We start from the raw sequence: 11,630 nt of genomic DNA on the forward strand, positions 1-11,630 counted from the left end.
TCCTTACGGATTGAAATAAGAACGGCGGGAAAGGCGTGTCTGCACATATAGATGTTCGCCATAGGTGCCGGGATTGTAGGATCCCGAGCTTTCCGTCACAGGGATTGCCAAATTGCCTTCGCTCGGGAAGCGCGCGACGAATTCCTCGTCAATGTCGCATCCGAGGCCTGGCGCATCCGGCACCGCGATCGATCCATCCTGTTGTATCGGATGCGGGACGATCGTGTGCTTGCGCCCTTCCCAATCGTCATCCAGACGTTCGAGCATCAGTGCGTTTGGAATGGAAGCCAGGAGGTGCAATGCCGCATATTCGGCAACGGGCCCGAGCGAGCCGGAATGCGGCGCCATCTGAATGTGATGGGCTTCCGCCATGGCGGCGATCTTCTTCATCTGGGTGATGCCGCCCGCCCGCCCCGTATCCGGCTGGATAATGTCCACCAGCTCCTCTTCGATCAGCTGCCGCTCGCCGAAGATCGTGGCCATTCGCTCGCCTGCGGCGAGCGGAATATGCGCGGCGTCGCGGATGCGTCGATACCCATCGACGTTTTCAGGCGCGATCGGGTCCTCGACCCAGAAAAGCTCATAGGGCTCCAGCGCCCGAACCAGACGGCAGGCATCGGCTGGCGTCAGCCAGGGCGGACCATGCAGGTCGATGGCGATATCCATGTCGTCGCCGACCGCCTCGCGCAACATCGCGACCTTGCGTACGGGGTCGGCGACCCCACCGCATTTGATCGTCTTGATACCCCGGTCCTTGAGCTTGAGGGCGAGTTCGGCCGTATTGGCATGCGAATAGATCGGTATGCGGTCACGGAGTTTACCGCCGAGCAACATCCATACGGGAACGCCAAGCGACTTGCCCTTGATGTCCCACAACGCCATGTCGATCCCCGTCATGGCGCCACCGCCGACCGTGCCGAGCATGCCATGGCCCATCATGGCAACCGCCATCTTCTGCCAGATCTTCTCTGTATGAACAGGATCCTCGCCGATCAAAAGCGGTGTCAGGTCCTTGATGGCTGTCTCGACGACACGCGGCCAACCGGAGCATTCTCCGACGCCGGTAATGCCCTCGTCCGTTTCGATCTTCAGGAACAGCCAGTTGCGGGTCCCGGCAAAGGGCTGCTCCGCCTTGGAGAGCGGCGCCGTCTGACGCTTGCCGACATCCGGCGCACCAGCCTGCATCAGAAAGGTTCGGATTCCTGTGATCTTCATCGCGCAGAACTTCCGTTTTTCACAGTGCCCGGTTCGGTGTAGCGGAACCGTCTGGAGTGGTCACGATCACGCGGGTCCGGCCGTGGAATGGCCGAGATGAGCGCCTGCGTATAGGGATGATCGGGGGCATTGCAGACCTTGTCCGCCTCGCCCACCTCGACGAGCTTACCGCGATACATGACGCCGACGCGATCACACATGTAGCGGATGACGCCGATGTCGTGGCTGATGAAGATGTAGGCGAGGCCGAGTTCATCCTGCAGCCGCATCAGGAGATCGAGGACCTGGAAGCGCACCGAAACGTCGAGCGCCGACGTCGCCTCGTCGGCCACGATGATGCGCGGATTGAGCGTGATCGCGCGGGCGATGCCGATACGCTGGCGCTGGCCGCCGGAAAAGGCATGCGGGTAACGCTCGCGTGTGGTCGGATCGAGGCCGACCTGCTCCATCAGGTGGCAGACGCGCTCGTCCAGATTCTTGCCCCTTGCTATACCATTGACGAGCAGCGGCTCGCCGATGACCTGGGAGACGGTCATCCGCGGATTGAGCGATCCGAACGGATCCTGAAAGACCATGCGCAGTTCCCGCCTTGCGGCCTTCAGCTCGCCGCCGCCGATTTTCGCGAGGTCCAGGACCGTGCCATCGGCGCGGCGGTAGTGCATTTCACCGGCGGTGGGATCGTAGAGCCGCATGATCGACCGGCCCATGGTGGTCTTGCCCGAGCCGCTTTCCCCGACGATGCCGAGCGTTTCGCCCGGAAGCAGGGAGATCGAGACGTCATCCAGCGCCTTCATATCGCCGAAGTGCATGGACAGATTGCGAATGTCGAGAAGCGGGGCGGCGGTGGTATCGAGCGGCGGCCGCGCAAGCCGGATCTCGGCCTTCTGCTCCAGCTTCAGAACGGAACCGATCAACATGCGCGTATAGGGATCCTGGGGCGAATGGAAGATTTGTTCCACCGGCCCGTATTCCTTCGCGACGCCGTGATGCATGACGAGAACATCATCGGCAATCTGAGCAACGACCCCCATGTCGTGGGTGATGAACAGCACGGCCATGCCATGCGCCTTCTGCAACCGCGAGATCAGGTCGAGGATTTCCGCCTGGGTGGTCACGTCAAGCGCGGTGGTCGGTTCGTCGGCAATGAGCAGCTGCGGCTTGCAGGCCAGCGCCATGGCGATCATCGCGCGTTGCCGCATGCCGCCTGAATACTGGAATGCATAGCGGTCGATCGCTTTTTCGGGATTGGGGATTTCCACCTGGCGCAGCAGCGAGATCGCTTCCGCCCTCGCCTCCGCCTTGCCCATCCTGAGGTGCAGACGGAGAGCCTCGGTAATCTGGTCTCCCACCGTATGCACCGGAGAAAGCGAGGACATCGGCTCCTGGAAGATCATGGCGATGTCGCGTCCGCGGACAGAGCGGATCGCCCGGCCGCGCGGATCGAGTTTGGCAAGATCGAGCGAGGTGCCGTCCGGCTGGTGAAGCAGGATCGATCCCGACGCGATACGACCGGGGGAATCGATGATCTGCAGGATCGAGCGGGCGGTCACCGACTTTCCGGAACCGCTTTCGCCGACGACGCAGAGCGTCTTACCGGGTTCTATGGAAAAGGAGAGGTCGTCGACCGCTCGGAAGATGCCGGTTCGGAGCGGAAATTCCGTCACCAGATTGCGGACCTCAAGCAGCGGCTTATTGGCTGTCATTGAAGGGCGGGGTGCGATGGACAGGATATCGGTCATCGGCGCCTCACTTGTTGTAGGGGTCGGCGGCGTCGCGAAGACCATCGCCGAAAAGATTGAGCGCCATGACGGCAATGACGACCGCGAGCCCGGGAAGGAAGAGCCAGGGCGCTGTGGCGATCGAGCGAATGTTCTGCGCCTCGCGCAACAGCACACCCCAGGAAATCGTCGGCGGCTGGAGGCCGAGACCAAGGAAGGAAAGCGAGGTTTCCGCAAGGATCATCGCGGGAACGGCAAGCGTCATCGAAGCGATGATGTGGCTTGAGAAGCTCGGCAGCATGTGACGGAATATAATTCTTCCCTCTGACACCCCATCCAGACGCGCTGCAGCCACGAACTCCTCGGTCCTGAGCGACAGGAACCGTCCCCGCACCACGCGGGCAAGCTGGGCCCAGCCGGTGAAGGACAATATGATGGTGATCATCATATATTGCAGCGTCGCCGGCCAGCCTTGCGGCAGGGCCGCAGCCAGGGCGAGCCAGATCGGGATCGTCGGAAGCGAAAGAACGAAGTCGATCACGCGCTGCATGACGAAATCGATACGGCCACCGTAATAACCCGAAATACCACCGAGCACGATCCCGAGAAGCAGGGACAGGAACACGCCGACGAGGCCGATGGAGAGAGACACCTGCGCCCCTTGCACCACGCGGCTGTAGACGTCGCGCCCGAGACGGTCGGCACCGAACAGGAATAACGGCCGCGTCTTATCGGTACTCGCGATGAGGTGTATGTCGGTTTCAAAAAGCCCGAGCACGGAATAGCTGAAACCGCGCCCGAAAAGCTCGATCGGCACTTTCTTCGACGTGTCCGCGATAAAGATCGCAGCGAGCGTGTTCGGATCGCGGGTAAGCCGCATGGGATGGTAATAGGGGCCAAAATCGAAGCCGTCGCTCGTATCGAAGAAATGCACAGCCTGCGGTGGATGGAATGTTGCGCGGGCATTCTGGGCAATCGGGTCATTGATGGCAAAAAAGCCCGGCACCGTGGCGACGACATACATGGCGAGCGTCACGAAGAGCGCGGCCATGGCGAGCCTGTGCCGCTTGAATGCCCACCATATGAGCTGCCATTGGGAAGCGACGGCAGCACGATCCGCACGCAGGGTGGCGATGGAAACATCAACCATTGGCTGGCCTCCTATTCGAGACGGATGCGCGGATCGACCAGCGCAAGCAGGATATCACTGATCAACGAACCGATCAGCGTCAGGGCGCAGATCAACAGGACAAAGGCTCCGGCGAGATACATGTCCTGCGCCATCAGCGACTGCAACAGAAGCGGCGCGGCGGTCGGCAGATTGAGCACGATCGCCACTACGACCGAACCGGAAATGAGGTTCGGGAGAAGCCAGGCGATGGTCGAGATGAACGGATTGAGCGCGATCCGCAGCGGATATTTGACCAGCAGCCGAAATTCCGAGAGGCCCTTCGCGCGCGCCGTCGTCACATAGGGCTTCGGCAGTTCGTCCAGCATGTTGGCGCGCATCACGCGGATGAGGCTGGCTGTCGAGGAGACCGCCAGGATCGCCACCGGCAGCCACAAATGCGTCAGCAGATCGTACATCTTGCCGATGCTCCAGGGTGCCGTTTCGTATTGCGACGAGAAAAGGCCGCCGACATCCTGCCCGAACTCGACCGCGGCGACATACATCAGCACCAGCGCCAGCAGGAAGGACGGAATGGAGAGGCCGAAAAAGGTGAAGGCTGTAAAAGCATAGTCGCCGATCGAATATTTCTTGACGGCGGAATAAACGCCGATCGGCAGGGCCAAGGCCCAGGTGGCGATCAGGCTTGCGAGCGCCAGAACAAGCGTCAGCGCCATGCGTTCCCAGATCAATCCAGAGACCGGCTGCTGCCATTCAAACGAGAGCCCGAAATCGCCGCGAGTGACAATGCCCCAGATCCACTTGAGATACTGAACCAGCATCGGCTGATCCAGACCGAAACGCTCGCGCAGCTGGGCGGCGGTATTCTGGTCGACCACTTCGTTGGACGATGCGAGGGTGGCGATGTAAGTCGTGACGAAGTCGCCCGGCGGGAGCTGGATCAGCACGAAGGCGAGAAAACTCACTGCAAACAGCGACGGGATCATCCAGAAAAGTCGTTTGACGACGAATTTCAGCATGGGAATGCTCGCAATTCGGGTTGCATGATGCGTCGATGCGAACCGTGGGGCTCGCCCGGCGTCTTGCAACGGGACTGGGAGAAGATGCCGCCGCGGTGGCGGCGGCATCGGCGAGGCAAATCAGCTCGTGAAGGTGAACTGCTGCGGGAGGGCAGGACCGGGATTAGGCCATGACCAACTATCGGGCTGTTTCTCCGGCACATTGCGCAGATTGTTGCGAATGACGCCGAAGCCGCCGACTGCAAGGCAGACGCCGATGGTCTCGAAATCTTCAGCCGCGAGGTCGAAGATCTGTTTCATGATCGCGCCCCGCTTGTTGAGATCGGCCGTCGACCGGGCCTCGTCAAAAAGCTTCATGCGCTTCTTCTGGCTTTCCGGAGGCTCCTCGCCCTTCTGACCGTTGGACGTGTACCAGAGCGTCCACGGGATAGCGTAACGCGAACCCTGCGGATGAAAGGCAAAGTAGTCACGCGGATCGAGCATCGGATCGAGGCCGCCTGGGCCTGGCCAGACCTGCGCATCATGGGCGTTGTCGTCACCGCGGGTGTAATAGAGCGCCCGCTCGATGGTATTGACCTTCATGTCTATGCCGATTTGCGCCCAATGCGCCTTCACAAGCTCCAGCACGTCGACCAGATCAGGATAGAGCGTCGGAATGACGTCGACGGCGAAGAAGACGGGCTGACCGTCCGGGCGAAGCCGAATGCCGCTGCCGTTCTTCTTGTCGAAGCCAACCTTGTCCAGCATTGCGCTGGCCTTGTCCGGATCATATTCCGTGAACTGCCGCCCCAGCTTCTCGTGATGCCAGGGATGTCCAGGGCGCGGGCCGGTCTGATAACCTTCGCTCTGGCCGAAATAGATGATGTCGATAATCTCCTGCCGGTTGATACCAATAGAGAGAGCCTGGCGGAAGGATTTGTCGGCGAACATCTTTCGCATCGCCGGGTCCTTGTGGGTCATGTTCAGATAGAGCTGGCACTGCTGCGCGGCGGACGGCACGAGCTGTAGCAGCCGGTAGTCGCCCTTCTGCATGTTCTGCGACAGCGTAGGCTTGTTGGCGAGCGTGCTGATATGACGCTCCTGTATGTCGACCTTGCCGGAGATGACGTTCAGCATCAGCGACTCGACGTCCTGCGAAATGCCGAAATTGATCTCGTCGACATAGGGAAGCTGATTGCCCTCCGTATCGACCTGCCAGAAATAAGGATTGCGGACCATGAGCACCCGCGTGGCACCGCCGGAATAGGCTTCCTTGACGATCCAGGGGTCGAGCGTCGGCTTGTCGACGTTGCCCCATCGCGACGGGATTTCGATGTCGCCGCATTTGGCGCGGAAAAGCTCCGTCCAGCTCGATACGCCCGCCGCCTTCACATCGGCATCGAGGTTCGTATTGTATTTCGGCAGGAACTTGCTGCAGTAGTGCTTGGCAAAGAGCGTCGGATGCTGACCGAGAGGGGTCGCCAGGTTTTCCAGGTAGAGCGCATTCGCGGCCGCGAAAGTGAACTTGACGGTATAGTCGTCGACCTTTTCGACGGTGACCGGTTTGCCGGCAACGGAAATCTGGGCCGGCGTCGCGCTGTAGAGTTCCTTGTTCTTGACGACATCCTCAATGGCGAAGACGACGTCATCGGCGGTGAACGGATGGCCGTCGGACCACTTTGCACCCTTTAGGAGATGGAATGTGAACTGGGTTGCGTCCGCACTGACCTCCCATTTTTCGGCAAGATTAGGCAAGACCTGGGTGAAATCCATATTCCACCGCACCAGACCCTGATTGCCGACCATGCGCAGAATGCCGTTGTGGTCCGACGAGCCGCGCAGACCGCGCCGCAACGTGCCGCCATAGGTGCCGATCTTCTCGAAAGGCTTGATAACCAATGGATTCTGCGGCAGGCGCTCGGCCAGCGGCGGCAGCTTGCCGTCTTTCACGAGTGCCGCCAGTTGCGGTGCTTCTTTTCCGGCGGCCGCCTGTGCGCTGGTGCCGGCAACGGAGAGAGCGACGGCTCCGCCCACCCCTGCCAAGAATGTCCGGCGGGTCACACCGGTAGAAATAAAATCGTCGTCGTGCATCCTGATCTCCTCCCAAATCCAGACCGAGCTTCTCGTCAGGCCGTCCCGCCCGAGCGGCCTCCCAGCCGCGACGCCTCGGACCTCCATCCGATCGCTCCGGACCATAAGCCGCTTTTCAGATGATTACAAGTATTGACAGATTTTTACAGATTACATAGCTGTATCCCAAAATACCCAGTCCCGTTGGGAGGACAGGAATGACGTTCACCGAGGAAGTGCGCGAAAAGCTGAAGGCCGTTTCAACGGCCACATTGACGACCGTCCTGATGAAGCGCGGGCTTCGGAACGTGTTCATTCGCGGCGTTCACAAGATCAATGCGGATGCGCCGCGACTGGTCGGGCCGGCTTTCACCCTGCGCTACATTCCCGCTCGTGAGGATATCGACAATATCGGCGTCTTTACCGACCGCACCCATCCGCAACGCCGTGCGATCGAAGAATGCCCGCCCGGCCATGTTCTGGTGATGGACAGCAGAAAGGACCCGTCGGCCGCTTCCGCCGGCGGAATTCTGGTAACCCGGCTCTATATGCGCGGCGCGGCGGGCGTGGTGACCGACGGCGGCTTCCGCGACACACCAGAGATCGCAAAACTGCCGTTTGCCGCCTATCACTCCGCGCCTTCTGCCCCGACCAATCTCATCCGCCACCATGCACTGGATATCAATCAGCCGATCGGCTGCGGCGACGTGCCGGTCTATCCTGGAGATATTGTCGTCGGTGACGGCGAGGGTGTGGTTGTTATTCCCGCGGGCATAGCGCAAGAGGTCGCCGACGAGGCTTTCGAGCAGACGGTTTTCGAGGATTTCGTCGAGGATCGCGTGAAGGCGGGGCGAGGCATTTTCGGTCTCTATCCGCCCGGCCCCGAAGCCGAAGCGGAATTCCGCGATTGGAGACGTGAGAAGGGACGTTGATGGACCAGTCCGACGTGATAGCGGCGGCGAAAGCCGAACCTCGTTTCAGCGACATCATCTACGAGAAGATCGTGGGAATGATCGCCGACGGCCGCTTTCCCGTCAACGAACGGCTTCCGTCGGAGCCGAATCTGGCCATCCTGTTCGGTGCATCCAGACCTGTGGTCCGCGAGGCACTGGAAAGGCTAAGGGCGGACCAGTTGATCGTCTCGCGCAAGGGGTCGGGCTCCTATGTCCGCCAGAGACCGGACTCATCGGTGCTCAAGCAGGTTCCCGTGGGATCCCTTGCGGATGTGCAGCGGTTCTTCGAGTTCAGGGCGGGCCTGGAGGCAGAGGCCGCGGAACTGGCGGCCCGCAATTGGCAACCTCACGACAAGATCCGCATCACCGCGGCGCTGAAGGCGCTCGAACATTGTCTCGAGGTCGGCGAACTCGGGGCAGAGGAAGATCAGGCCCTGCACGATGCGATCGCGATGGCGACCGGCAATCAGTTCCACACCACGGTGAGGGAATGGTTCAAGCCGCATTTCGCCATCGGCATGTCGGTCACGCGCAGTCTCAGTCTGAAACGAACCCCACTGCATGTCCGCAACGTCCAGGACGAGCATACGGCAATCGTCGAAGCCATTCTGGCCCGAAACGAGCTGGAAGCACATCACGCTATGAAGACCCACATCCTGAACGCACGCGCCCGCATGTTCCAGGGCGTGGGAGGATAAGACCTGCCATAAGCCGCGGCGCGGGGAGGCGCACGGAGGAGGATGTTTTGAAACGGATCGCAATGACGGGCGGCTCAGGCCACATCGCCTCGCAGCTGAGAGCCTTTCTCGGCCCCGAAGTCGAACATGTGAGGCTCATCGACCTCCGGCCGCCGAAGGCGCTCGCTTCCAATGAAAGCTTCTTTGCGGCCGATCTGGCCGATGCCGATGCGATGGCCGCAGCGTTGAAGGATATGGACGGCGTCATCCATCTCGGCGGCATTCCACGGGAGGCGGCTATCGGCGAGATCCTGCACAGCAACGTCCTCGGCACGTACAATCTTTACCAGGCGGCACGGGAAAACGGTGTCGACCGGGTCGTCTTTGCATCGAGCAACCATACGACCGGCTTTTATCCCCGCACCGACACCATCACGCAGCTCGACCCCGCACGCCCCGACAGCCGCTACGGCCTGTCGAAATGCTGGGGAGAGCTCGTTGCCGGCCTCTATTACGACACCGCCGGCATTCGAACGCTCTCCATCCGGATCGGCAACGCGGCCCCCTATCCCAACAGCGAGCGATCGGCGGCGATCTGGATCAGCGCCCGCGATCTTTGGCAACTCGTGAAGATCGGCCTCACCCACCCGGATATCGCAGCGGCGGTCGTCTACGGCATGTCGCGCACCGATGCCGGCTGGTGGCGAGACGAGGTTGCCGAACGCCTGGGCTATCGGCCGCAGGACATGGCGCGCGACCATCTAAGAATCGAAGGTCGAGCGGAAAGCACGGTTGAATCCACCTTTCAGGGCGGTGCGTTCTGCGCCCCCGAGCATGACGGGACAATGCGAATGCGTGACAAAAATGGACTGGTTGCATGCCTGGAGGCGATGCTGTGAGCAAAACCAAAATCATCACCCCTCAGGTGAGGCGCGTCATAGAGCTGCCCCTGCAGGTCGGCGAATCTCCCGTGTGGGACGACAGGACGGGCGACCTCTGGTTCGTCGATATCCTCGCCCCCGCAGCGCTATGCCTGAGGGCCGACGGACGTATCGACCGGTTCGACATGCCTTTCAAGATCGGCTGCCTGGCGCTCTGCGAGGGGGACGATATCGCCGTTGCCCTGGAGAACGGCGTTCATCTGCTGAACCCCAAAACGGGAACGACAAAGCTGCTCTGCAATCCCGATGGCGGGCGCCCCGACAGCCGACTGAATGACGGCAAGATCGGGCCGGACGGGTGCTTCTGGGTCGGCACACGCGACGAGGCGGTGCCGCAGACCGGCAATGCCCGCCTCTACCGGGTTATGCCGGACGGCAGCTTTTCGACGATTGCAGATGGCCTATTGACGTCCAACGGCCTTGCCTGGAGTTCGGACGGCCGGACGATGTATCATTCCGACAGCAGCGGGCTCTTTGCCCAGGTCTTCGATTTCGATCCGACTATAGGTGTCACCAGCGCGCCCAGGCGGCTGCACGACTTCACCCCAGAGGAAGGCCGTCCGGACGGTGCGGCGATGGATGCGGACGGCTTCTACTGGATCGCCGGCGTGCTGTCCGGGGGCGTCAATCGGCTTTCGCCGGAAGGCGACGTCGTCGAAATCTACAAGATGCCGGCGAAATCGCCGACCATGCCCTGTTTCGGTGGCCGGGACCTCGACACGATCTATGTCACCACGCTTTCCACTGACAACAACGGCACATTCGAGAACGGAACACTATTCGCCTTCGAGACCGGGGCGCGCGGTGTGCCGGTACATCGCTTCGCGATCTGATCCATCATCTCCCCCATCTGGAGAGGGAAAAACATGAACATCCAAGAATTCCGCAACGTCCTCACCGGCATCTCCGGCGTGCCCATCACCGCTTATGGAGACGACGGCGAGGTCGACATCCACACCACCCGCGCGATCTATGCGCGGGTCGCCGCGGCAGGCATCCACAACATCGTGGCAGCTGGCAACACCGGCGAATTTTATGCCTTGGCCCCCGAGGAGATCAGCCGCGTCGTCGAGGCGGCAATCGCTGGCGTCGATGGCAAGGCTCCGGTGACTGCGGCTGTCGGCCGTTCGCTCCGCGAGGCAATCGCCATGGCGAAAACAGCCAAAAACATGGGTGCTTCAGCGGTCATGTCTCACCAGCCGGTCGATCCGTTCGCGGCGCCGGCAGCGCAGATCGACTATTTTCGCCAACTGGCGGAAGAATCGCCTCTGCCGCTGGTGGCCTATGTGCGGGCGGAAGGTTTCAGCCTCGACGACATGCTGCGGCTGGCAAGCCATCCGAACATTGCCGGGGTAAAATTTGCGACAACCGATATTCTCCTGCTTTCGCGGTCGGTTGCCGCCGCCGATCCCGGCCATGCACTCTTCGTCTGCGGGCTCGCCGAGAGCTGGGCGCCCGCCTTCACAGCGGCAGGCGCCCGCGGCTTCACGTCCGGCCTCGTCAACGTCGCGCCGCAGTTTTCACTCGCCATTCATGCCGCGCTCGAAAGAGGCGACTTTGGCGAGGCCCGTCGGATCATCGATCTGATCGAGCCCTTCGAGCGCATGCGCACGAAATATCGAAACGGCGCCAATGTCACCGTGGTCAAGGAGGCGGTGAGCATCCTGGGAACGCCGGTCGGCGAGGTACGCATTCCCGGTCTGGCCAGGCTCGATGCTGAAGACAGGGCGAAGCTTGCTGACCTTCTCTCAAGCTGGTCTGTCGAGAATGGCGAAATCAGAGGAGCGGTCGCGCGGACGCATTAGAGCGGTTCATGTTTTGACGGAAGCGTATCCGGCGTTTACGAAGTAGTTACTGCATTCGCCGGGTTGGATTGTTGTGACGAGAGAGCCGATGTGTCGCCACGTGTCCTCGATCGTTCGCTTTTGG

At 61.2% G+C, this 11,630-nt stretch carries 10 protein-coding genes and 1 pseudogene; 5 read left to right on the forward strand and 6 right to left on the reverse strand.

Annotated elements, in window-relative coordinates; genetic code table 11:
- Window positions 1-3: 3 nt before the first annotated feature.
- The 5 genes from C5L13_RS14225 to C5L13_RS14245 all read right to left on the reverse strand — a co-directional run bounded on the left by C5L13_RS14225 (window position 4) and on the right by C5L13_RS14245 (window position 7,151).
- Window positions 4-1,215 (reverse strand): mandelate racemase/muconate lactonizing enzyme family protein, encoded by a 1,212-nt coding sequence (locus tag C5L13_RS14225; protein WP_105383933.1) that lies wholly within the window; start codon window positions 1,213-1,215, stop codon window positions 4-6.
- Window positions 1,212-2,954, reverse strand: a complete 1,743-nt coding sequence (locus C5L13_RS14230) for an ABC transporter ATP-binding protein (protein WP_170117268.1) — start codon at window positions 2,952-2,954, stop codon at window positions 1,212-1,214. Before C5L13_RS14230 ends, C5L13_RS14225 begins: the two co-directional genes overlap by 4 nt.
- Before the next feature lie 7 nt (window positions 2,955-2,961).
- Complete coding sequence (locus C5L13_RS14235; RefSeq protein ID WP_105383934.1) at window positions 2,962-4,083, reverse strand: ABC transporter permease; 1,122 nt, start codon at window positions 4,081-4,083, stop codon at window positions 2,962-2,964.
- 11 nt (window positions 4,084-4,094) lie between these two features.
- Complete coding sequence (locus C5L13_RS14240) at window positions 4,095-5,081, reverse strand: ABC transporter permease (protein WP_105383935.1); 987 nt, start codon at window positions 5,079-5,081, stop codon at window positions 4,095-4,097.
- 120 nt (window positions 5,082-5,201) lie between these two features.
- A complete protein-coding gene (locus C5L13_RS14245) occupies window positions 5,202-7,151 on the reverse strand; it encodes an ABC transporter substrate-binding protein (protein ID WP_105383966.1) in 1,950 nt (649 codons plus the stop codon).
- Between the two features lie 197 nt (window positions 7,152-7,348).
- On the opposite strand from C5L13_RS14245, the gene C5L13_RS14250 reads away from it, so the two are divergent.
- The 5 genes from C5L13_RS14250 to C5L13_RS14270 are packed head-to-tail and all read left to right on the forward strand — an operon-like array spanning window position 7,349 to window position 11,506.
- A complete protein-coding gene (locus tag C5L13_RS14250) occupies window positions 7,349-8,062 on the forward strand; it encodes a ribonuclease activity regulator RraA (RefSeq protein WP_105383936.1) in 714 nt (237 codons plus the stop codon).
- Window positions 8,062-8,781 (forward strand): FadR/GntR family transcriptional regulator, encoded by a 720-nt coding sequence (locus tag C5L13_RS14255; RefSeq protein ID WP_105383937.1) that lies wholly within the window; start codon window positions 8,062-8,064, stop codon window positions 8,779-8,781. Before C5L13_RS14250 ends, C5L13_RS14255 begins: the two co-directional genes overlap by 1 nt.
- Before the next feature lie 47 nt (window positions 8,782-8,828).
- Entirely contained in the window at window positions 8,829-9,659 is an 831-nt protein-coding gene (locus C5L13_RS14260; RefSeq protein ID WP_105383938.1) for an NAD-dependent epimerase/dehydratase family protein, read from the forward strand.
- Window positions 9,656-10,534 carry an SMP-30/gluconolactonase/LRE family protein gene (locus C5L13_RS14265; RefSeq protein WP_105383939.1) on the forward strand — a complete coding sequence of 293 codons (879 nt, stop codon included), beginning with the start codon at window positions 9,656-9,658 and terminating at the stop codon, window positions 10,532-10,534. The genes C5L13_RS14260 and C5L13_RS14265 overlap by 4 nt, the downstream gene beginning before the upstream one ends.
- Window positions 10,535-10,567: 33 nt before the next feature.
- Window positions 10,568-11,506, forward strand: coding sequence for a dihydrodipicolinate synthase family protein (locus C5L13_RS14270; protein WP_105383940.1), 939 nt, complete (start codon window positions 10,568-10,570; stop codon window positions 11,504-11,506).
- Window positions 11,507-11,512: 6 nt separating this feature from the next.
- Here C5L13_RS14270 and C5L13_RS29010 read toward each other — a convergent pair.
- Window positions 11,513-11,630 (reverse strand): annotated as a pseudogene (locus C5L13_RS29010) (IS630 family transposase); the annotation flags it as partial.

The sequence above is a fragment of the Neorhizobium alkalisoli genome, assembly GCF_002968635.1.
Classification (GTDB): Bacteria; Pseudomonadota; Alphaproteobacteria; order Rhizobiales; family Rhizobiaceae; genus Neorhizobium; species Neorhizobium alkalisoli.

Excerpts from the sequence above, each read along its gene's own strand:
- C5L13_RS14225 (WP_105383933.1), bottom strand. The coding sequence starts at position 1,215 with ATGAAGATCACAGGAATCCGAACCTTTCTGATGCAGGCTGGTGCGCCG.
- C5L13_RS14230 (WP_170117268.1), bottom strand. The coding sequence starts at position 2,954 with ATGACCGATATCCTGTCCATCGCACCCCGCCCTTCAATGACAGCCAAT.
- C5L13_RS14235 (WP_105383934.1), bottom strand. The coding sequence starts at position 4,083 with ATGGTTGATGTTTCCATCGCCACCCTGCGTGCGGATCGTGCTGCCGTC.
- C5L13_RS14240 (WP_105383935.1), bottom strand. The coding sequence starts at position 5,081 with ATGCTGAAATTCGTCGTCAAACGACTTTTCTGGATGATCCCGTCGCTG.
- C5L13_RS14245 (WP_105383966.1), bottom strand. The coding sequence starts at position 7,151 with ATGCACGACGACGATTTTATTTCTACCGGTGTGACCCGCCGGACATTC.
- C5L13_RS14250 (WP_105383936.1), top strand. The coding sequence starts at position 7,349 with ATGACGTTCACCGAGGAAGTGCGCGAAAAGCTGAAGGCCGTTTCAACG.
- C5L13_RS14255 (WP_105383937.1), top strand. The coding sequence starts at position 8,062 with ATGGACCAGTCCGACGTGATAGCGGCGGCGAAAGCCGAACCTCGTTTC.
- C5L13_RS14270 (WP_105383940.1), top strand. The coding sequence starts at position 10,568 with ATGAACATCCAAGAATTCCGCAACGTCCTCACCGGCATCTCCGGCGTG.